The following is a 22,377-nucleotide window of genomic DNA, read 5'->3' as shown; positions in this document are numbered from 1 at the left end:
TTAATTTATTTCAAATTTATAACTGCCAACCTCTAACCGTTAGCCATCAACTAGAAAGTATTCCACTTGCTATCTATAACTTAGAAGATCTTTACCAATAATAAAGTAGTCATTAATATTGCAATCAGAAAAGAGATTATTGAGCCACTAATATTTCCTACAATTGTGCCTACTCCAACCTTTAAAGCCTCTTCAAATTTCTTACCTTTTAATAATTCTACAGTGATTGCTCCTAAAAGCGGACCTATTACCAGACCAACTGGACCTAGAAATATTGTAGCTAATATCCCACCACAAATAGCACCTATCACTCCAAATTTACTTGCGCCAAAGTACTTAGCACCTAAGACACTTGCTAAATAATCCAATCCCTCAGCCAATATGCTCAATAAGACCAATATCCCAATAAATCCCCAGCCATAAATAGCAAATTTGCTAATAAAACCATAAATTAATGCTCCTAATAAAATTAAAGGGGTACCAGGAACTGCTGGTACTAAGGTTCCCAAAACCCCTAATGCTGATAAGATTGTAACCATAATCTCAATTATCATCTTCAGCTACCTCTATCCCATCACCTTTTAAGCTCTGTATCTCTCTTTCTAAAGATTTAATATGTAGCTCTAATTTAGCAACCTTCTCATTTAACTCTTTTATTTCCTCTTTTTTCACAATCCCTACCTTATTAAAGGTATTCTCTATCTCTGTCTTAATCTTATCTCTCATCTGCTCCTGTTGCTCTTTAGCTTTTTGGGTCATATTATTAATCAGTTCATTTGCTTCATCTTTACTTACCTTACCTTCTTCTACAAGCTTTTGAACCATCTCTTCAACTTTATCCTTGGTTAAAAACAATGCACCTAACCCAGTAACCATCATCTCTTTAATGAAGTTTAACAAATTTATCACCTCCAGAAGTTGTTAATAATTATATCACAACTCTTATATTTTTCCAAATACTACAAATCTAATACTAGGATATGAAGATTTTTTATTTATATAACCTAAACCATAAAATAAAAACGACCCCCAGTTTCTAAAAACCAAGGGTCATTAAATATAAATTATTATTTAACTTATCTTCTTTCATCCCACTCTACTAAGATAGGACTAGCTACAAAGATTGAAGAGTAAGTTCCTGATAAGACACCTATTAATAATGCCAACATGAAGTTTTGAATCGTTGTCCCACCCAAGAATAAGATAGCTAAAACAGGTAATAACGTAGTAAGTGATGTATTGATAGAACGGGGTAAAGTCTCTACAATTGCTTCATTATTTAATTGAGCAAAAGTTTCCTTTTTAGCCAATCTCATCTTCTCTCTGATTCTATCGAAGATAACTATCGTATCATTAATTGAATATCCAACAATAGTCAATAAAGCAGCTACAAAGGGACTGTTAATCTCAACTTGTAATAATGAAAAGATCCCCAATACAATTAAGACATCATGTAATAAGGCCAAAATAGCTGCAATAGCAAATCTAAATTCAAATCTCATACTAATATAAGCCACGATAGCAAGAGCAGCTAATAATAATGCCCAAAAAGCTTTGTTTCTTAACTCTTTTCCGATTGTTCCTCCTACCTTCTCTGTTCTTTGCATCTTTCCAGAGAACTTAGCTTCAATTTTATCCTCAATAGCAGTTATCTTTGAAGCAGGTAGTTCTTCCATCCGAATTAAAACACCATTTTCAGTCTGTTGAATCTTAGGTGCTTTAGTCAATCCAAACTCATCTAATGTACCTCTAATCTGGTCATTAGTAACTGCTTTATCAAAAGTAAATTCAATAATCGTTCCTCCAGCAAAGTCAATTCCTAAGTTCATACCTTGAAATAAAATAGAGATTAAACCTGCTAAGATGACAATTGCTGAAATCGACATCCATAATCTTCTTTTACCGATAATATCCACAATCATTACCTCCTTGCCCAACCAAAAGCCTTTGGTTTATTTACTAGATCAGTACTTAATAATAGGTTTAATAACATTCTAGTCACTACAATAGCTGTGAACATACTTACTAAGATACCAATACTTAATGTAATTGCAAAACCTCTTACAGTTCCAGTTCCTAAATAACCTAAGATAGCAGCTGTAATTAAAGTGGTGATATTAGAGTCTAAGATAGTTGTAAAGGCACGGTCAAAACCAGATTTAACTGCTGCCTTAACTGTCTTACCTTGACGATACTCATACTTAATTCTTTCAAAGATAATTACATTTGCATCTACTGCCATACCGATAGATAAGATTAAACCTGCAATACCTGGTAAGGTTAAAGTAGCATTTAATCCAGCCAAGATACCTAAAACAATAATACTATAAAAGGCTAAGGCTACTGCTGCTACTACCCCTGATAGCCAATAAGTAATAGCCATAAAGATTACGATTAAAATCAATCCAATGATTGCTGCTTGAATACTCTTATCAATAGAAATCTTTCCTAAAGTAGGTCCTACAGTTCTATTCTCTACTACCTCAACTGGTACAGGTAAAGCACCCGCTCTAAGTAATAAAGCAGTCTGTTGAGCATCCTCTAAATCTTTAAATCCAGTGATCTGACCTTTTTCTCTGATTACGCTCTGTACCGTTGGTGCAGTTAATAGCTTATTATCCAAATAAATAGCAATTACTTTGCCAATATTCTTTCTTGTAATTTCAGCAAACTCTTTGCTTCCACCTTTAGTCAATTCAAAGCTGACAACTGGTTGATTAAACTCACCACCATAGGCAGCTTTTGCATCCTTCAATGCTTCACCAGTCATTACAACCTCTCCAGCCTCATTCTTAAACTGTAATTGGGCTGTTTTCCCAATAGTTTCAATAGCTTGATTAGGATCTTCAATCCCTGGTAATTCTACTATAATTCTTCTGTCTCCTTGCCTTTGTACAAGTGGCTCAGTCAAGCCTAATTCATCAACCCTACGATTAATAACATTAACTAATCGATTCATAGCATCACTGTCAACTTTAGCTGTTTGGGTATCCTGTGCTTCTAACAGTACATGGGTTCCTCCCTGTAAATCTAATCCTAATTCCATGCTTTCATTCAATGGATATAAGAAGTATACTGCTAGTCCTAATAATGCCACAATGAGAATAAAATTAAACATCCTTTTCTGTTTCCAGTTCATAATCCTGTCTCCTTTCTCCTTATTAAAATAAAACTTATCCTTAATATAACATTTCTTTTCTCAAAAATTAGCTAATCTTAAAAATGTTATCTATAGGATAAATCCTTGGTTTAGTAATAGATAGCACTAAACTCTGCTTCTACCCATCAGTATAGTACCTTATTAAATAGGCTTATGTAAAATCTTATAAATACTAACCCTAGGATAAATATAATATTAGTTATCAACTTTTTAGTATCAGATAATTGCATAAAAGGTATTATCAAATACCAAAAATAATAACCATATATAATATTAGACAACATATCTATTATATCCTTTAAAAAAAAGCTTGTCAATCAATCAAAGCCGTTATAATAGCTTAGTATTATTAATTATCAAATGAAAATTACAATCTAAAGTTATCGCTGCTTTCCTAGACATTAACATCCTTGTTAGAAATATCTCAAAGTACTCTATAACTGAAATAATCTCTAAATCAATCTCTAACTCCAAAGTAATCGTTTTGTCATATTTATTTACCTTAATAATCGACTCTTTGGCAGCATAATTGACCCGATCATGGATATCAAAGGTAGCAAATTCTTTATTTCTCACTCTAGTATAATGGACATCAGATTTATCGGCTATAATCAATGCTGCCGAAATGACATTGACTGGCTCTCCAAAGTTCTCATCATGATTGCCTATAGCACCAATAACCATTGCAATCTCCTCATAATCCATCCCCATCTCCCTTAATAAATTCTCAGCAATTATAGCTGAATGCTGGTCATGGTCATGGCGATTAACTACATTACCTATATCATGTATATATCCAGCAATCTTACCTAGCTCTATTATCCTTGTAGAGTAGTCCAATTCTGTTAAGATATCACCTACTAGCTTGGAAATTAGACCTGCATGCCTAAATCCATGCTCAGTATAGCCCATTGATGCTAGATGTTCATTGGCCTTTGAAATATAGGCCTTAATTAAGGGATGTTTTTTAACCTCTTCTACTGTAATCAATCTTTCAATAGTCAGCTCACTCATCAGTCAATCCACTCCTCTATCTAATGAATTAGGTTTAAGTTTAAGAATTAGAATTAGACTCAAACTTAAACTCATAGTTAGATTTAAACTAAAGTTAGTCTTAACTTAGTATGGATTTATTCTGATAATATATTCATAAGGCACAAGATCGCCATTAATCAGGTAGAAATCTAAGCTGAACACTAAACATACAAATGGTGGATATCTGAATTCAGATATCCACCATTTTAAATAGTTAGTATTTTGTTCGAATTCTTCTTCTAATCAAGACACTTTGGACACTTACTTTGATGATTACGATGTTTATGCTTGTGTTTAGAGCTAAACTTGTCACCACAAGAAGGACATTTAAATTTAGCCAGGCGATAATCTCCACCTTCAAAGCGGATTGCCTTTCCCTCTATTAAAGCCTCAGCAATCTTCTTTCTAGCTGTAGTCAATACTCTCTGAAAGGTAGGTCTTGAGACCTCCATTCTTTCAGCTGCTTCTTCTTGGGTCAAATCTTCTTTATCCTTTAATCTAATAGCCTCTACTTCTTCTATCGTTAAATTAACTTCTTCTAAACTTCTTTTAGGAGCTCCAGCAGGTTTAAAAAAAGTAACCTCTGGTAGATATTCGACTCTACGCTTTTTCGTAGGTCTAACCATAATATACACCTCGTTTCAGATTAAATCTAAACTAATTATATCATAGTTTAAGATAGATATTAAATCTAATTGATTATTTAATAAATCAGCTAAATAGTTAAAGGCTTACCTGTAAAACGAGGTAAGCCTTTAACTTTAAATTAATCCTCTTGTTCAGTTTCTAATTTAGCAATTTGATTTTGAATGTTTTCTAATTGCTCTTGTAAGAGTTGAGCTTCCTCTTGAAGATAGTCAATTTCTTCATTAACTGTTAACTCGATATTAGGATTATAAGCTGAAGTATTGAAAGCATAAGCTCCTCTTCTTCTAAAAGCAGCTTTCCGACCTTTTCTAGCAAAACCACGTCCAAAACCTCTCCCGCCCCTTCTATTATCAAAACAACCTGGACCATCATAACCAGCACAATAACCAAGACCTCTACCTGTCATAGTACCTAAACCTTCAGGACCTCTTCCATTTCCTCTAGGCATTTAAACCAACTCCTTCTTTGTTTTTGAACATATGCTCATTATAATTGTATTATAACTCTATTATGATCATATGTCAATAACTTGTTTGATAATTTCTAATTTGTATCCGCTAAATTCAAAATTAAAGGGATAGATAACAATAATAATAATGGAACAGTTCTATAAACTGTGGTTAATCCATATAAATCAGCTCCTTGACCAATAATTAAAGTAGCTAAAGCTGTACTTATAAAGCTAATTGTTTTATAAAATCCATTAATAATTACTGTTGGTTTCGAATCTGCTTCTTGAACTAATGTAAGTATTACAGGGTTGATTGAATAAATGAAAAATCCTAAAATAATAAGTAATATCAAAAGATAAACTCCAGATGATAAAGTAAGTCCTAACATAGTAATTGAAGTACAGATTACAGATATCAAGATCATCTTCTCACGCCCAATGCTATCAGAGATTGAACCACCTAGATAGGTATCTATTGCCCCAGAAAATTGTACAATTGTTAATGCTCCACCTGCTAGCCATAAAGATGCACCCTTAGTAACAGTTAAATAAGTTGGTAAAAATAAAGTTAAAGATATTTTAATTAAACTCCAGAAAAATCTGATAGCACCAATCTTTAAAATAAAGTTTGACTGTTCTTTTAATAGTGAGAATAATAGTAGCTTATGCTCTTTATCCTCTTGTCTATTAAATATATTATCTATCTTGATATCTTTAATCTTGCTATAAAGAAGCAAGGAACAGATTAATCCTACAGGAATTAATCTATAACCTCCCTCTAATCCCCAAATCGAAATACTACCTAGAATTACTAGAGGTCCTAAAGAACGAGCAGCCTCTCCTCCTAATTGATAAAGACTGATCCCTGTACCAATTCTATCTCTACTAAGTTCTTTGATTATAGGAGGAGTAGAAATATGAAAGGCTGCTGAAGTAATTCCAGTAATAAATAGTAAGACCAATAATATCATATATGATGGAATAGTACCTATTAAACTCATTAAAATAATCATCGTTATAGGAGCTACTATAATCAAATAATTTAAATATCTTCTATCAATTCTACTAATAAATGTTCCAATCGCTAAACTGAATAAAGAAGGTAGATCCCTTATGATATTTAGTAAACTAACTTGAAAATAACTCAAAGCAAAACGTTCTATCAATAAGGGTAATACTGGTGATAAAAAAGCTCCAAATAGATCGTGTAATAAATGAGTTATAGCAATTATAATTACTTCTATTAAATTTCCTAGCTTTATTGTTTTTCATCAAATAAATCTCCTTTACCAATATAATTAGATAAAATTAAAGCCTCTCTATTTAAAGAGAAGCTTAGTAACTTTTATTTGATTTTTAAAATATTCTATAAAAAATCAATCTTAGATAAATCAACTTTTTCTTCACTAGCGACCAATTCTTCATTGATATGTACCTTATCTACCTTTCCAATAAACATTTCATGGGAACCAGTTAGAATTGAATCAACTACACTACATTCAATATTAACTGGAAAATTAACTAACAGTGGGGCATTAACCACTGTTCCATCTTTTACTTCTAAATTTAAATTTTTGATTTTATCCTCATCTCTACCACTATGACTACCTAGGTAAAAATATTCTTTCTCCAAATCTTTAGGAACTAAATTGACCACAAAAACACCTGTCTCTTTAACTATATCATAAGAATAACGTGAAGGAACAATCCCTACCATCACCATTGGAGGATCATAACTACAATTAGTAGCATAGGCTACTGCTAAAGCATTATCTCTCCCCTCTTGATCACGGCAAGAGACTATAACATTAGGTCTAGGATGTAAACAGCTTTTAAAAGGTGCTAACTCTTTTTTCATTCTTCTTCCTCCTCTATATTAAAAGATAAACTCTTCACCAACTTGCCTTAATTTAACTTTATCTTTAAACTTAGCTAACATAGCTTGCAAGGCATTAAATCCAGTACAATGTAAAGGGACAATCAACTCAAAATTAAGCTGAGCTAAATAACTAACAGTCTCGTTAATTCGTTTTTGATTAGCATTAATTAAATGCATTCCACCAATAATAGCATGAATCTTTTGACTACCGATAAGGGACTTGATATGCTCTAAAGTATTGATTACTCCAGCATGGGTACAAGCTAATAAGACTACTAAACCCTTTTTAGTCTCAATAAATACTGCCTGCTCATCAATAAAATTATCCTGTTGAATTTGCCCTGCAACCTCTCTTTTAAACTTATTAGACACTTCTTCTAACTTATATCTTCTTGGAATCTCACCAGTCATCCATAACCCTGCACTAACCTCAGTAGCTTTTCTAATGGGCTTAAAATTTTGTATCTCTTCTTTCTTTACCTTAAGTCCACGAGGGACTAAATTAACCTTTTTATCAGAATATTTGGGGATAAAGACCTCTGGGTGAGCAAAGACTTCAAGTTCAGAATTTAAAGCTAGAATTTCTTGCAAGCCATTGCCATGATCATAATGACCATGGCTTAATATAACTCCATTTATATCAGAAACTTTAATTCCTAAATTCTTCATATTATTGATCAACACTAGACCTTGACCAGTATCAAATAGATAATTCTTTTCTCGATAACTAATTAAAAAAGAGAGTCCGTGTTCAGCTAATAAATTCTCTTTTGCTACCCTATTCTCTACTAAGATCATAACCTTGGCACAAGATAATTCATCTAATCTTAATTCCATAATCTACTCCTCTCCACAGATAACCTCCCAAATATCTGCTCTTTCCCGTTCTAAAGAAAAAGGTTTAAAGTCTTGATTAACAAAAGACTGTTTAGTACTAGCTAGCAGCAGCAGTTCTCCATCCTTCTTAATTTCATAGCCAAAAGTGATAATCACTCGACTTAATTCTTTAATAAAAACTTTAATTGTTACTATATCATCATAATAAGTTCTCTGTTTATACGAACAATTAACTTCTATAACAGGTAATAGAATTCCAAGCTCCTCTAATTGTCGGCAACTAATCCCCTGCTCTCGTAGATATTCATTTCTTGCTTCTTCAAGCCATTTGATGTAATTACTATGATGCACTATTCCCATCTGATCTGTTTCATGATATTGTACTCGATGCTGATATTGATAATACTTCACATGTAACCTCCTTACATGAATAAATAATTTTAAGAGTAAAACCTAAATATGAGATTATATAGAGATATTAAGACACTTTTGAATTTACAATTAAAAAGATTTTAAGGTTTTTAAGCCGAAAAAAATTTCTGTTTGAACGAAGCAAAAATTGAGCTAGGATTTAGAGTATCATGAAATTTTGATTTAGAAAGTCTAATAAGTGATAATACTCATTATTTTGATTGCTGAGTGAGTTGAATTTTTTTCTAGACTTTTTGGTGACTTTTGCGGCAATGGCAAAAGTTACTCGGGAAAAAAGCTGATAAGCTTTCCCGAAAAATATTTTAATAATTTTACTCACTTTTTAAAGTGAAAAGTGTCGCTATACACCCATTAAGTATCACTCTAAAAACTATCTTGCTCTCTGAGCAATCAACTTTTCAGCTACAGCAATAAACTTCTGAGTTGCTTCAGCTTCAGGTTCAGCTATTACAACTGGCTTACCTTGGTCACTGCCTTGACGAATAGTAGCCATTAAGGGTAATTGAGTTAACAATTTGCTATCTAACTCTTTAGCCATCTTTTGACCGCCACCTTGACCAAAGATATACTCTTTATCTCCACACTTATCACATTGATAATAAGACATATTCTCGATAATACCTAAAATATCAGAATCAAGCTGTTTAGCCATACTTCCTACTCGACTGGCTACCTTAGTAGCAGCTACTTGGGGAGTTGTTACAATTAGGATTCCTGCATCTGAGATCTGCTGCATGATATTTAAGGGCATATCACCAGTTCCTGGAGGAAGATCAAATAGAAGATAATCTAACTCTCCCCAGTGAACATCCTTCATAAACTGTTCCAATACTCCCAACAGCATCGGCGCTCGCCAGATAATAGCCTTATTTTCAGCAATCATAGAACCAGCCGACATGACCTTAACCCCATTAACCTCTGGTGGGATAATCTCTTTCTCATTAAATGCTCTAGGCTTATCAGTTAAACCGATGATTCTAGGAATACTAAAGCCATGAATATCAGCATCAATAATTCCTACCCTTCTACCTAATTTATGTAAAGCTAAAGCTAGATTGACTGTTACAGTTGATTTACCAACTCCACCCTTACCACTAGCTATAGCAATCAATCCTTCATTAACAAGTCCATGCTCTAATTTAAACCAACCATCTTCCACACTATACATCTTTTCCATCTACGACTACCTCCCTTGTTTATTGCTTAATTTATGGCAAAAATGAAGAATGGAGCATTAAACTCTTCTAGAACTTAGCTTCTCCATTCTTCATGATTAACTATTAACTTTTTAATTATCAATTCTAATGGCTACACTCATGCTCTGCTGTATCATCATGGTTACAGATATTATCTTTTAACTCTAAATTATTGGCTAAATAAGAGTTAACTACATCTTTAACTAGTCCACTTGCTCCTGTAACTACTTCAATCTGATTTTGATTAAATAAATCTACTGCTCTCTGCCCCATCCCTCCAGCAAGAATTACATTAACCTCTAATCCATGAAGAAATTTAGGTAAAAAACCAGGCTTATGACCAGGATTGGCTATCCTCTCTTCTCTGACAACCTCTTGATTATCAACCTCTACAATAGTAAATTCTGGACAATGACCAAAATGACCAGCTACTGTACTTCCTTGACTAGGTATTGCTATCTTCATATTAACCACTCCTTATTATTTAGTTAAGAGTTAAAAGTTAAGAATTAAGAGTTTTTAACTTTTAACTCTTAATTCTTAACTCATAGCTTAGCTCTTGCCAGAGTTCTTTAAGAGCAGCAGCAACTTTGCTCTCAGGAGCAGATTCTACTACCAACTCCCCTTGTTGCATCGCTTCTACAATTACTTTGCTAAAAGGAAGCTTACCCACTATCTTAACTTGAATTTGCCGACAGAAACTCTCTATCTCTAAGCTAATCTCTTGATTTAAATCATACTTATTAATAGCTACTACAGCAGGCAGATTAAAATACTTAACTGTCTTTAGAACTCGTTTTAAATCTGCTAATCCTGATTTAGTGGGCTCTGTTACAACTAACACACTATCAACTCCATTAATAGAAGCAATTACAGGACAGCCTATTCCTGGGGAACCATCTATTAAAAGCAACTCCTTCTCTTGTTGTTGGGCTAAGCTTTCTGCTTTCTCTTTGACTTGACTGACTAGCTTACCAGAGTTTTCAGCTCCTATCTTTAGCTTAGCATGTACCATTGGAGCAAATTTGGTCTGAGAATAGTAAAGATCTCCTGTCTCTTCTAACTCTAACTTTAGTGCATCACTAGGACATTTGGCTACACATAGTCCACAGCCCTCACAACGGATCTCATCTACTTTAAAATCAGAAGTAATGGCTTTAAAGTTACAGAGTTCTCTACATAGACCACACTCAATACATTTAAGCTGATCTTTGACAGCTACTTTTGCTCCTTTGAAGACTTCCGCTTCAATTACCTCAGGCTTCATTAATAGATGCATATTAGGAGCATCTACATCACAATCTGCTAAAATTAAATTATCTGCCAAAGCTGCTAAGTTGGCAGTTACTGTAGTCTTACCTGTACCACCTTTACCACTGATAACTGTTAATTTCTTCATCCAACCACCTGCTTTATTTTGGTAAAGACCTCTTGAAAATTCTCTTTCCATTCAGGCATCTCTTCTACAAAGGGAGTCCCTTGTGAGTATAAGCTAGCAATCTCTCTTTTAAAAGGAATCTTAGTTAAGATACTAATACCTTCATTACTAGCATAATCTTCAATCAATTTATCAGCATCTTCTTCTGAACGGTTGATTATAATTCCACAAGGTTTACCCAATTCTTTAACAACTTCTACTGCCATCTTTAGATCATGTAGACCAAAAGGTGTTGGTTCTGTTACTAAAATACAATAGTTAGCATCAGAAATTGCTGCTATTGTCGGGCAGGTGGTTCCCGGTGGAGCATCGATAATTACAGTTTTATCTTCAGAAACCTTTTGATTTAAAGCTTCAATCACAGGTACTGCTGAAGCTTCACCAATATTTAGCTCTCCCTGCCAAAACTCCATTCCTGCAACTGATTTATCAACTCTAATCTTACCTACTTCTTTATCCTCTTCTCTAATTGCCTCTTTAGGACAAATATACTTACATCCTCCACAGCTATGGCACATCTCTTTAATGATAAGTACTTCTTCTCCTAATAGCACTAGAGCATTATACTCACAGAAATCAACACAGCTTCGACAAGCCCTACATTTATTTTGATCAATTATTGGAACCTTTCTCAATACTTGTTGGTATTCTTCTCCAAAGTCAGGTCTAATAAAGATATATGAATTAGGTTCTTCTACATCTGCATCCAAAAATTGAACATTAGTTAAAGACAAAGCTAAATTAGTTGCTACAGTAGTCTTACCTGTACCACCTTTGCCACTTAAAACTGTAATCTTCATCTTAACACCTACATTCCAGCATGACCATTATTTGTTGGAGCAGCTACCTCTTTTAAATCATTATTTTTATACTTACTAAGTACTTCTTTAATTGTTTCTTCCTTAGCAGAATATACTTTAATATTAGCCTTACTTAAAACATTAAAGGCTTTTGGCCCAACATTACCAGTAATTAATCCTTCAACACCTTGATCCACTATAGTTTGGGCAGCTTGAATCCCTGCTCCACCAGTAGCACCTTTGGCTGAATTATCAATAAAGTTAACTTTATCATTATCGAAATCAATTATTACAAAATAAGGTGCTCTCCCAAATTTAAGATCAATTTTTACATTTAAATCAGTATTATTGCTAGCTGTTACTGCAACTTTCATCTCTGTGCCCCCTTTTTCATTATTAGCATATGTTCATAATTTAGTTTATGATTATTATAACCCACTTATAATCATATGTCAATAACCAATTATAGTAATTTGTTCATTTTTCACAAGAGACACTTCGATATTTAGCTATAAATAAACGGATAGCATACTATAACATATATTGACTATATAATTATCAGGAATAATTTATCATTTTAAAGTTAAATTTAAATATGACGTTATAGATAGATATTACAACACTTTAGTAATCAGTGCCGGGTAACGAGTAAGAAGCTCTTCTCATCACTTGTCACTTGTCGCTCGTTACTGTCTTAATTTTCCCATTAAGTTTAACTTTAAATTTATAGACCTATATGTTATAATCATCTTGTTTTCTACGCATAAGTACTCTGTATTGAAAGGAGATGAATATTATTAAGGAGAAATTCATAAAAAAGCGAATATCTGAGGAAACAAAATTTAAACTCTTACTCCTCTACCCTATCTCATTAATATTATCTGCCTTTATCTTTGAGCATCCAACAGAGATTAATCATGGCTTTAAAAATATTATATTATCTAGCGACCTACTAATTAGCGACTATTTAGGTATTGGGGGGTTAGGAGCAACCTTACTTAATTCAGGTATCTTAGGCTTATTCTCATTATTATTACTCAAATCAAACAAGGTCAGAATAACGGGAATAAGTATAGCTGCTCTCTTTACTGTAATGGGCTTTGCTATGTTTGGAAAGAACATATTAAATATAATACCTGTAATTATTGGAGTAAAGCTCTATTCTATTTATCAAAAAGAACCTTTAAGTAAATTTATAATTGTGGCTTTATTCAGTACAGCCTTAGCTCCTGTTGTTACTCAGAGTATCTTGGTATTTGGCTATACAGACAAAGGAATATTCTTAGCGGCTCTGATTGGAATACTTACAGGATTTATCATCCCACCAGTTGCCTCCCATTTATTGAGTAGCCACCAAGGATTTAATCTATATAATATAGGCTTTAGTGCAGGACTAATAGGAACCTTATTAATGTCATTATTCCGCTCCTATGGGATAGAGTATGATAAACAATTAATTTGGACAACTCAATATTCTCAAGTACTAAGAATGCTTCTGTTATTTTATTTCTTATCGATGCTTCTAATTGGATATCTATTAAATAGAGAGTCCTTTAAAAGATTAAAGAAATTATGGAAGAGATCAGGTAGGATAGTAACCGATTTTGTAACCCTTGATACCTTTGCAGTAACACTGCTTAATATGGGCTTAATGGGTTTACTCTATATGTTGATATTAACTCTTATTGGTAGCCCTTTAAATGGTCCCACAGTTGGTGGTTTATTTACTATTGTCGGCTTTTCAGCCTTTGGTAAGCACCCCTTCAATACAATACCTGTAATTTGTGGAGTATTGCTAGGTAGTGTCACAAAAATTTGGGGGCTTAGTGACCCAGGTCTGATCTTAGCATTACTATTCTCTACAACTTTAGCCCCAATCACAGGAGTATTTGGCAGTTTAAGTGGATTACTTGCAGGTTTTTTACATCTATCTGTAGTAATGAATATAGGATACTTACATGGCGGATTAAATCTATATAATAATGGTTTTGCTGGAGGATTGGTAGCGATAATTCTCTTTCCAATATTAGATTCTCTCAAAAAGGAGTGATAATTGATGAAGCATGAGAAGATGAAGATAATTAAGATTCTTGATGAAATCCTATCCTTCTCTCTTAATAATCAAGCAGATGAAATAGATATTAAAATCAAGGTCAACGAAGAACAGACAATAATTAAATTTAAAGATAATTCTCCAAATCTAAATCAAGATAAGCTTGAAGAAATAGAAGAAATGTTAAATATAGAGAAGCAGCCTGAAGTAGAAGAGTATTATTGGGAATTAATTGGACAAAATGACTATTGTGATGAATTATCTGTAGTAGGCTTAATGATAGATAAGGCAATCATTACTTATAAACCCCAAGAAGGACTTGAAGTAACCTTATATAGAAATAATCAAGAATAGAAAAGAGCCTTTTACTATTAATAGTAAGAGGCTCTTTTAATTATGCTGCAAAGAAATGACGTCCAATTCTAGTGATTATTGGACGTGTATAAATCCAATATGAGGTTACTTTAGCTGGATTATAGTAAAATACAGCTCCTCCAGTTGGATCCCATCCTTTTAAGGCTGCTTCTACAGCTTTACGCATACTTGGATCTGGATCTAACCAGAACTGTCCATCATGGACAGCTGTAAATGCCCACGGCTGAAAAACAACTCCCTTAATTGTATCTGGGAAACGATCATCTAACACCCTATTGATTACAACGGAAGCAACAGCCACTTGTCCTTCAAAGCTCTCTCCTCTAGCTTCAGAGTAAACTGTTCTTAATAATAGATCCATCTCTTCAGCAGTTACATTCAATCGGTAATTTGAATTACTAATATTTAAATTGTAATTGCCCTTTAATTTTCTAATAGTTTCATAGCCTGCAAAACCATCAATTCTTAGATTATAGTTCTTTTGAAATTCGATTATAGCTCTTTCGGTGATAGGACCATAATACCCAGTAGGCTCAACATGGAAATATCCTTTACTTGCTAACATGTTCTGTAAAGCTTTAACATCCCTTCCTCGAGTACCGAAGTATAACATTCTATTGCCTAAAGCAGCTGCTTCCCCAACTGAGGTCATAAAAATCATCAAAGCTAGTATCATCACAAAAGTAATTGTAAATTTATTTTTCATATTTTTCACCTCCAAAGTTTTATCAACGAATCTAATTATACAGATATAGTCCTTATCATTCAAAGGTATTTATTGTAAAATTAATCACAGAAATATTATACCCCCTCCAAGTATAACTCTATTTAAAGATTAAAGACTCTTTTTAGCCCTTGCTTACTCATATCCTGTTAGCAACTTACTATTTATAAATATAGTGCCTCTCTTACTAGCTCAACACATCTAGCTGATTTTTCTTATTCTAAACTTTATACGAAAATTTTTGCATATAAAGTTTGTACAAAAAGATAATACTATATAACAAGTTAATACTTTTAAAATTTCTAGATTTGATTATTTGTTAAAGGAGACTAAATATGATACTTTCTCTAATCATCAAAACTACTATAGCCTATTATTTGTTACTCTTTATGACTAGAGTAATAGGAAGAAAGATACTTGCTCAAATGACCTTCTTTGACTTTGCAATTGGAGTTACTGTAGGAACAATTACAGGAAATATCGCACTCGGAACAAAAACTGATAGTCTATCTGCTTCTATAGTTTTAACAGTCTTTGCTTTATTAACTATTCTAACTGATTTTATTCATTTAAAAAGCCATCTATTTCGAAAATATTTAGATTCTGAGCCTGTGGTTTTAATTAAAAATGGGAAAATAGTTTATGAAAACATGAGAAAAACCCGTTATACTATCAATGAATTGATGATGCAATTAAGGAAGAAGAATATTTTTGATATAGGAGATATTGAGTTTGCCCTAGTAGAGCTTGATGGTAAGATTTCAGTACTCCCAAAATCACAAAAACAGGCTCTCACCCCACAGGATTTAAATCTCTCTACATCCTATAAAGGTCTAACTAAAGACCTTATAATTGATGGCAAGATCATGAATGAGAATTTAGAGGATGCAGGATTAGATAAAGATTGGCTAATGACAGAGTTATCCCATAAAGAGGTAACTGATTACAAAGAAGTATTATATGCAGGTTTGGATACTACAGGTAATCTTTATATTTCTTTAAAAACAGAAGAGAGGGAAGAAGATGGTCAATATGGGTTAGAGTAATATTCTTAAGAGACGATATTAGACAATTGCTAAACTAGATTATAAAAATATTAAAAGTGGTACAAACTATATAAAGAAATCAGATTTTAAATCTTCTAAAGGAGGCTAAAATGAAGAAAAAAACTATAATTCTGATAGCAGTATTACTTATTGGAGTTTCTATCTTCTATGGATACTATAATGCAAAGTTAGCAGAAGCTAAAACACCATCATGGTTTTGGAGTCTATCCCCTACTACAAGATTAATGGTTAACACCGTCCATGCTGAAGCTAAAGGTGAGCCTTATCTTGCCAAGGTTGCAGTAGCAGCGGTAATGATGAATCGTGTCAGAAGCCATAAGTTTCCTAATACCATTGCAGGTGTAATTTATCAGCCTTGGGCCTTTACCCCTGTAGCTCATGGACTTGTCTGGAGCCAAAGACCAACTGAAGATTCAATTAGAGCAACCCTTTCAGCCATCAGAGGTTGGGACCCTACATATGGCTGTCTCTACTTCTACAATCCAGCTACATCTTCTTCTAGATGGATTTACTCTAGAAGAACAGTTCGTAAAATAGGCAAGCATATCTTTGCTAAATAAAATTATAAAACCCTACTGGTTTTCCAGTAGGGTTTTTCTATAAACTATTAACAACTATACCTCCAACACTCTAACGTTTTAGAACTTAGTTAAACTATCTACTTTAATTATCCCAAATTCTTTACAAAAGTTAATTCTGACTCTTTGTTTGATAGATAATAGGATAGTCCAATTAAACCAATAGATAGGTCCTCATTTCTTACCATAACATTATTAGGGACTTCTATATAAGTAGGGGCAAAATTTAAAATCAATTCAACACCAGCCTCTACTATTATATCAGCAACATCCTGAGCTGCCTTAGCAGGTACAGCTATAATAGCCATTTTGACCTGATTTTCAGTAAGAATCGCATCAATTTGTTCTACATCATAAAACTCTATACCAGCTAAATCTCTAATAGCTTTATTAAAATTTATATCAAAGACATACTTAATATTTAAGCCAATCTTCTTAAACTCATCATAGGATATCAAAGCTCCACCCAAGCTTCCTGCTCCTATTAATGCTATCTCTACGTTATTATTCAAGCCTAAGCTCTTCTCTAAAATTTTTAATAAATACGAAACAGGATACCCCCTGCCTCTGACTCCAAAGTCATGATAATAGGAAATATCCATCCTAAAATCATATAAATCTCGTCTTATCTGATCTGAACTAATCCCTAGTATTTCTCCCAATTCCTTTGATGAAATATAATCTACTTTATTCTCTTCTAATCTCTTTAAAGAACGATAATAAATAGCTAATCTCTCAAGCACTGTATTTGAAATAGTGGTCTCTCTCATATCTAACCTCCCTACCAACCTTTTATATATTATTTATGGATTATTACGACTCTTTCTTAAAATGGAGAATTAAAAGTTTAAGAACTTGCCTCTCAATTCTCCATTTTCCATTCTCAATTGCTAAAGTAAAACACAACTCATACTTTAAAAGATATATTTAGAGATAAATATTACTCCTGTTAAGGTAAATAAACTCAATACTGTCGTGGTCAGTACCACCTGTGAAGCAAAATCAGGTTCATTATCAAATTCTACTGCAATTAATGCTGTATTAACAGCTGAAGGTACTGACGAAGAGATCAGTAATACCTGAGCCATAACACCATCAATTCTTAAAAATAAGATCAATAGATAAGCCAAAACTGGACCACCAATCAATCTTACTAAGCTTGTCAAGTAAACCTCTATATTTCTAAAATTAAATTTTGTCAAAGATAATTGTACTCCTAAGGTCAGTAAAGCCACAGGGACGAGTCCATTCTTCATATAATTAATAGCTGGCCATAAGAAACTTTGGGTAAAATCATAGGGAATCCATTTTAACATTATCCCTAACATAACTGCATAAGCTGGTGGCATTCTAAAGACCTTCTTAATAGTCTCTTTATAATGCATCTGCCCACGACCTGCATTATAAAACCCTAATGTATTAGTAGTTAAAGTTTGAACTAACAGAACCATTATTTGAATTGAGACTGCATAAGCAGCATACTGGGTATCTGCAAAGACAAGGGTGACTAAAGGTAAGGCAAAGTTACCTGAATTATAAAACATAATCGAATTCTTAAAGGCATTTCTCATTGAAGTAGAATAGCCTCTAAACCTAGCAATTATAGTAGCCACAGTCATCAATACTCCTAAGAAAACCACTGCATATAATAAGACCTTTAATAGATTAGTATCTATATCAGTCTGATAAATTTTAACTAAACTTAAAGCAGGTACAAAAATATAAAAATTAAGCTTACTTAATGAAGCAATATCTAAATTAAATTTCTTAGAAAGGATGTACCCTAGATAGATAATTAAAAAGATTGGTGCTATATTATTTAATAATATAAATAAAAAGATACTCACGTTTATCTTACACTCCTTATATAAAGTTCATTTATCTATTTTTTACCTGTTGTTCTAATTTTATTTCAATATAGGTAATAGTAGTTAATGTATACATTGTGATAATTTAGTGATGAGTAACAGGTAACGAGTAAAAATCCCTTATCGTCATTTGTTCTTCGGGTTCTTTAACCCTTTGTGATAGGACAATTGAAATTTAGCTCCCACAAAGAGTCTTTATCTTTTTAAAGAATCATAGATAAAAATTCTCAATAAATTTTTTCTTATCTACTCATCACCCGTTACTGCCTTAATATCTATTATATCAAGTTCTCTACTGGCACAAGGAGTATTTTTATTTTTTTATATCCTTTAATGAATTCTTTAATAAAGATAAGTCAGTCTCTCTTATCGCTTCTGTTACAAGATAACTTACTGTATATGCTCCTTGCTCTGTTAAATGAGTTGTGTCATCGCGACCATTTGGATAATTTTTATATTCTCCTGGCTCTAAAATCATGTATAACCTTTTTGCTTTTTCAAAGCCTAATTTATTATAAAGTTCTTCTGTCCTTTTAGCCATATCTAATACAGGGACATTCAACTTCTTGCCAAGCATTCTTACTGCTACAAGATAATCCCCATGAGTATCAACTATTTTTCCTGAAGTACTATAACCTAAACGCTGAATTGAAGTTAGAAGTACAGGTGTTGCTCCTTTACTTCTTGCAAGATCTATATATTTTGTTAAATATCCTCTATATGTTGTAAAAGGGTCTGTGTATCTCTCATCATTTTTCTGATCATTATGTCCAAACTGTATAAATAAATAATCACCTTTTTTAATCTTTTGAGCCATCTTATCAAAATATCCTTCATCAACAAAGCTTCTTGAGCTTCTGCCTGAAACCGCCATATCATCTACCTTAATATTATCATAAAAGAAATCTTCGAATACTTGTGCCCACCCTGTTCTAGGATATTTCTCTGCTTCATAAATACTTGCAGTTGAATCACCTGCAACAAAGATTGTAGCCTTCTCTAATCCTTGAGATGCTTTGCTTTTATCATCATCATTTTTAAATGCTTCTACATTCCACAGCTGCTTACCTTCATCCCAATAATCTTGTTGTTCAACTGTCTCCTTTTTATCTTCTTTTAATGGACCATGGCTAAATGCATTTGCTATTTTAGAGTAGCCTACATTAAATAGTGCTGTAAATAAACAAATTAATACAATCGTAAACCCCAGTGTTTTTTGATCAACTAAATTCTTAAGCATAATTATATCCCCCTATTTAATTAATTTTTCTTCAATAACACCAATCCTAAGACCATAAATATTACCCCTAATACCTTCAAGAAATTAATCCTATCCTGAGTAAATCCAAATAGACCATAATGGTCTAAAATTAAAGCGACAAGCATCTGCCCAAAGATTATCAACCCTAGTAAGAGAGTAGCTTCTAATTTGGAAGATAAGTATACTGTGGTAAATACATAAAAAGAACCCAAGACTCCTCCTATCCATACCCACCAAGGAGCTTTAGCTAACTGTGATATTTCAGGCCATTTCAATCTTAAAACTATATTATAAAAGAATAAGGAAATAGCTCCAACAGTAAAGGAAATCAAAGAGGCTTGTAGTGGATGATTTAGCCAAGATTTTAATTGAGAATTGATTCCTATTTGAAAAGCTATAGCTACTCCGCCTAAAAAAGCTAAGAACATAAAAGCTGTCTCCATAACATCCCTCCTTGATCAAAAATTATCTTTCTTTGCTATCAATCTAATGAAATTTATTTGATAATCTCACCTTTCATATACTTATTCCAAACATTTTCAAACCAATTATCATCATTTGGAATCTCTTTAACCTGATCCCACTTAAAGCTACATTGACCATCTTGATAGATTACTCTCTGTATCTTATCAGCAAAGTTCTCCTTATCTAAGCTAAATCTGAACTCTTCTACAAAATTATCTATAGGTAATAAGCCTGCTTGGTCATAGACTAGATAAGATCCTCTACTCTTTCCACCCTCTTCAATATAATTTTGGATTGCAGAGAGGTAGACATATTGAGTAATTAGCATATCATAGTTATGGAAAGCTAAAGGTAATTCCTTAATCGAAGATAACTTTGTTCTAGTGGCTAACGAGGTTAAATCCTCCTTAGCTGCTGTGGCTGCTTGTTTAGCAGAATCTAAAGAGCGAATATGGGCACCATTTTTACTCATTCTCTCCCCAATCTCTGCTCGAATATCTAAGACTGTACTATCATTCTCAATACTTTGGGCAAAGCTTTCTCCTAAATCTATCTTGTCTTCAACCTGTTCTGTAGATCTTTGAATAAAATCAGCTATCTTTAAAGGCTCTTGTTGATAAACTGCTGCAATATACTGTGCTGCTCTAGTACTACCTACCTGACCTGAATTCAAAGCACTTCCACCTGGTCGATAGACACCATGGCTTCCATTGACTTCTCCTACTGGAAAGAAATTATGCAAGTTACTCTCCCACCAGTGATTTCCTTCAAGTCCACCATTATTATGTTGGGCACAGACAGCAATCTCTAGATATTCTTTGTTGATATCAATTCCATTATCAAGATATAAATCTATTGCTGGCTGATTCATCTGGGCTAACCGATCAATTGGAGTTCCAAAAATGGCATTTGAGCTCTCTAAATATTGATAGGTCTCTTCATTTACCAAAGAGAAATCCAGTTGACCTTCTTCATTACTAGCCCAACTTGGATTAGTGGTAAAATCAAGCCAAACTCTCCGCCCCTTAATCACTGTTTCATTATAAACGAGAATATCGATTAGAGAAGAACCAAAATTATTTACTTTTTTGGGATCAAAGGGCCATTGATATCCTTTTAAAAAGACTGCATCAAGCATGGTACCTGGATCTTCAAAGTACTCTTCTAAAAACTCTTGCTCATCATTGCCCTCTTGATCTGTAGAGATATATCTAGGTAGTACCTGCTGATAGGTTCCCGATAGATTCCATCTAAATTTAATCGAAGCAATTCCATATTGGGATTCTGTCAGATTCTTACCCATTACCCCTGCTTCAAAAGCTAGTCCTGATGCCCCTGTCTGGCTACCTGGATAAACAGAAGTAGCATACATCCCTGCTGGACCTCCAGTAGCATAAATGATATTGGTACAGTTAAATAGAGCATATCTCTTATTTATATCCTCTAAATGATTTAAATTCAAAGCCAATAATCCAATAGCCTTCTCCTCATTTTGATCAGTTAAGATTCCAATGACCTGATAACCAGCAAAGATTTCGATACCCTTCTGCTCTACCTGTTTTTGCAGCTTCTCAGTCATAAATTTAGAGGTTAACGGACCAGCTGAGGTTGCTCTTTGGCGAGGATCATGATCTGTCTTATAGCCTACATACTCCCCAAAAGAATTATGGGGAAAGGGAACACCTATATCTACTAAATGATAAAAAGATTGGGCAGATAAGGCTGCTTCTACTAAAGCAATATCCCCATCCATGCTTCCACCATCATATAGGGTCTTAGCCATCTCTAAGACTGAATCAGGCTCTCCACCTGCTAAGGTCAACTTATAATAAGTCTGCTTATCAGAACCAGTGTTTCTAGAAGTCCCCATATTAATCCCTTCTGTTACAATAGCAATATCTTGCTGTCCAAAGTTATAAAGGCGATCGGCAGCATTAAATCCCGCTGCTCCTGAACCGACCACTATTGTATTTAAGGAATATATATCTATTCTTATATTATTAAATTCTATCTCTGTCTTTTTCATCTTATAGCCTCCTTATTTAACTCTAATATCACCTTTTAATTTATAATTAAGCAACTATTTTTAAGTTTGTTGCAGAATATTTGT

At 33.3% G+C, this 22,377-nt stretch carries 26 protein-coding genes; 4 read left to right on the top strand and 22 right to left on the bottom strand.

All coding sequences use genetic code 11. The features are described 5' to 3' along the window. Positions 1–80: 80 nt before the first annotated feature. From BX659_RS14490 to BX659_RS14415, 16 genes are all read right to left on the bottom strand, one after another. Complete coding sequence (locus BX659_RS14490) at positions 81–554, bottom strand: DUF456 domain-containing protein (protein WP_097017003.1); 474 nt, start codon at positions 552–554, stop codon at positions 81–83. Next, complete coding sequence (locus BX659_RS14485) at positions 544–900, bottom strand: phasin family protein (RefSeq protein WP_097017002.1); 357 nt, start codon at positions 898–900, stop codon at positions 544–546. Before BX659_RS14485 ends, BX659_RS14490 begins: the two co-directional genes overlap by 11 nt. Before the next feature lie 176 nt (positions 901–1,076). Next, positions 1,077–1,916, bottom strand: a complete 840-nt coding sequence (gene secF, locus BX659_RS14480; RefSeq protein ID WP_097017001.1) for a protein translocase subunit SecF — start codon at positions 1,914–1,916, stop codon at positions 1,077–1,079. 5 nt (positions 1,917–1,921) lie between these two features. Next, positions 1,922–3,139 (bottom strand): protein translocase subunit SecD, encoded by a 1,218-nt coding sequence (gene secD, locus BX659_RS14475; protein WP_097017000.1) that lies wholly within the window; start codon positions 3,137–3,139, stop codon positions 1,922–1,924. Between the two features lie 351 nt (positions 3,140–3,490). Beyond that, positions 3,491–4,174 (bottom strand): HD domain-containing protein, encoded by a 684-nt coding sequence (locus BX659_RS14470; protein WP_253250681.1) that lies wholly within the window; start codon positions 4,172–4,174, stop codon positions 3,491–3,493. Positions 4,175–4,434: 260 nt separating this feature from the next. Beyond that, positions 4,435–4,821, bottom strand: a complete 387-nt coding sequence (locus tag BX659_RS14465) for a DUF134 domain-containing protein (protein ID WP_097016999.1) — start codon at positions 4,819–4,821, stop codon at positions 4,435–4,437. A gap of 140 nt (positions 4,822–4,961) precedes the next feature. Continuing rightward, positions 4,962–5,291: a DUF5320 domain-containing protein gene (locus BX659_RS14460; protein ID WP_097016998.1), complete on the bottom strand. Its 330-nt coding sequence runs from the start codon at positions 5,289–5,291 to the stop codon at positions 4,962–4,964. Positions 5,292–5,386: 95 nt separating this feature from the next. Next, positions 5,387–6,517 carry an MFS transporter gene (locus BX659_RS14455; protein ID WP_253250684.1) on the bottom strand — a complete coding sequence of 377 codons (1,131 nt, stop codon included), beginning with the start codon at positions 6,515–6,517 and terminating at the stop codon, positions 5,387–5,389. 143 nt (positions 6,518–6,660) lie between these two features. After that, complete coding sequence (locus BX659_RS14450; protein ID WP_097016996.1) at positions 6,661–7,152, bottom strand: flavin reductase family protein; 492 nt, start codon at positions 7,150–7,152, stop codon at positions 6,661–6,663. 18 nt (positions 7,153–7,170) lie between these two features. Further along, positions 7,171–8,010, bottom strand: coding sequence for an MBL fold metallo-hydrolase (locus tag BX659_RS14445; protein ID WP_097016995.1), 840 nt, complete (start codon positions 8,008–8,010; stop codon positions 7,171–7,173). Between the two features lie 3 nt (positions 8,011–8,013). Further along, a complete protein-coding gene (locus tag BX659_RS14440; RefSeq protein ID WP_097016994.1) occupies positions 8,014–8,421 on the bottom strand; it encodes an acyl-CoA thioesterase in 408 nt (135 codons plus the stop codon). 391 nt (positions 8,422–8,812) lie between these two features. Continuing rightward, positions 8,813–9,619: an Mrp/NBP35 family ATP-binding protein gene (locus tag BX659_RS14435; RefSeq protein WP_301178923.1), complete on the bottom strand. Its 807-nt coding sequence runs from the start codon at positions 9,617–9,619 to the stop codon at positions 8,813–8,815. 124 nt (positions 9,620–9,743) lie between these two features. Beyond that, the gene (locus BX659_RS14430) at positions 9,744–10,103 is read right to left on the bottom strand and encodes a NifB/NifX family molybdenum-iron cluster-binding protein (protein WP_097016993.1); all 360 of its coding nucleotides are present in this window, start codon (positions 10,101–10,103) and stop codon (positions 9,744–9,746) included. Between the two features lie 61 nt (positions 10,104–10,164). After that, a complete protein-coding gene (locus BX659_RS14425) occupies positions 10,165–11,037 on the bottom strand; it encodes an ATP-binding protein (protein WP_106231935.1) in 873 nt (290 codons plus the stop codon). Beyond that, positions 11,034–11,876, bottom strand: coding sequence for an ATP-binding protein (locus BX659_RS14420; protein ID WP_106231934.1), 843 nt, complete (start codon positions 11,874–11,876; stop codon positions 11,034–11,036). Before BX659_RS14420 ends, BX659_RS14425 begins: the two co-directional genes overlap by 4 nt. Before the next feature lie 8 nt (positions 11,877–11,884). Then, positions 11,885–12,250, bottom strand: coding sequence for a NifB/NifX family molybdenum-iron cluster-binding protein (locus BX659_RS14415; RefSeq protein WP_106231932.1), 366 nt, complete (start codon positions 12,248–12,250; stop codon positions 11,885–11,887). A 413-nt stretch (positions 12,251–12,663) separates the two neighbouring features. On the opposite strand from BX659_RS14415, the gene BX659_RS14410 reads away from it, so the two are divergent. Together BX659_RS14410 and BX659_RS14405 are read left to right on the top strand one after the other, a co-directional pair. Then, entirely contained in the window at positions 12,664–13,926 is a 1,263-nt protein-coding gene (locus BX659_RS14410; protein ID WP_106231931.1) for a DUF1576 domain-containing protein, read from the top strand. A gap of 6 nt (positions 13,927–13,932) precedes the next feature. Next, positions 13,933–14,283 carry a hypothetical protein gene (locus tag BX659_RS14405; protein ID WP_097016988.1) on the top strand — a complete coding sequence of 117 codons (351 nt, stop codon included), beginning with the start codon at positions 13,933–13,935 and terminating at the stop codon, positions 14,281–14,283. A gap of 40 nt (positions 14,284–14,323) precedes the next feature. Here BX659_RS14405 and BX659_RS14400 read toward each other — a convergent pair whose 3' ends face one another. Next, positions 14,324–15,010 (bottom strand): cell wall hydrolase, encoded by a 687-nt coding sequence (locus tag BX659_RS14400; protein WP_097016987.1) that lies wholly within the window; start codon positions 15,008–15,010, stop codon positions 14,324–14,326. Between the two features lie 353 nt (positions 15,011–15,363). Between BX659_RS14400 and BX659_RS14395 the strand changes: the two genes are divergently transcribed. Together BX659_RS14395 and BX659_RS14390 are read left to right on the top strand one after the other, a co-directional pair. Then, positions 15,364–16,074 carry a YetF domain-containing protein gene (locus BX659_RS14395; protein ID WP_097016986.1) on the top strand — a complete coding sequence of 237 codons (711 nt, stop codon included), beginning with the start codon at positions 15,364–15,366 and terminating at the stop codon, positions 16,072–16,074. Between the two features lie 110 nt (positions 16,075–16,184). Beyond that, a complete protein-coding gene (locus tag BX659_RS14390; protein ID WP_097016985.1) occupies positions 16,185–16,655 on the top strand; it encodes a cell wall hydrolase in 471 nt (156 codons plus the stop codon). 107 nt (positions 16,656–16,762) lie between these two features. Here BX659_RS14390 and BX659_RS14385 read toward each other — a convergent pair whose 3' ends face one another. The 5 genes from BX659_RS14385 to BX659_RS14365 form a co-directional block, all read right to left on the bottom strand. Further along, positions 16,763–17,443, bottom strand: coding sequence for a redox-sensing transcriptional repressor Rex (locus BX659_RS14385; protein ID WP_106231929.1), 681 nt, complete (start codon positions 17,441–17,443; stop codon positions 16,763–16,765). Between the two features lie 144 nt (positions 17,444–17,587). Further along, positions 17,588–18,520 (bottom strand): AEC family transporter, encoded by a 933-nt coding sequence (locus BX659_RS14380; protein WP_106231928.1) that lies wholly within the window; start codon positions 18,518–18,520, stop codon positions 17,588–17,590. A 334-nt stretch (positions 18,521–18,854) separates the two neighbouring features. Continuing rightward, positions 18,855–19,781, bottom strand: a complete 927-nt coding sequence (locus tag BX659_RS14375; protein WP_106231926.1) for a rhamnogalacturonan acetylesterase — start codon at positions 19,779–19,781, stop codon at positions 18,855–18,857. A gap of 20 nt (positions 19,782–19,801) precedes the next feature. Then, a complete protein-coding gene (locus BX659_RS14370; RefSeq protein WP_097016982.1) occupies positions 19,802–20,245 on the bottom strand; it encodes a DMT family transporter in 444 nt (147 codons plus the stop codon). A gap of 53 nt (positions 20,246–20,298) precedes the next feature. Then, positions 20,299–22,293, bottom strand: coding sequence for an FAD-dependent oxidoreductase (locus BX659_RS14365; protein ID WP_097016981.1), 1,995 nt, complete (start codon positions 22,291–22,293; stop codon positions 20,299–20,301). Positions 22,294–22,377: the final 84 nt, after the last annotated feature.

Source organism: Orenia metallireducens (assembly GCF_003001995.1).
Classification (GTDB): domain Bacteria; phylum Bacillota; class Halanaerobiia; order Halobacteroidales; family Halobacteroidaceae; genus Orenia; species Orenia metallireducens_B.
This window is presented reverse-complemented; position numbering and strand designations above follow the sequence as displayed.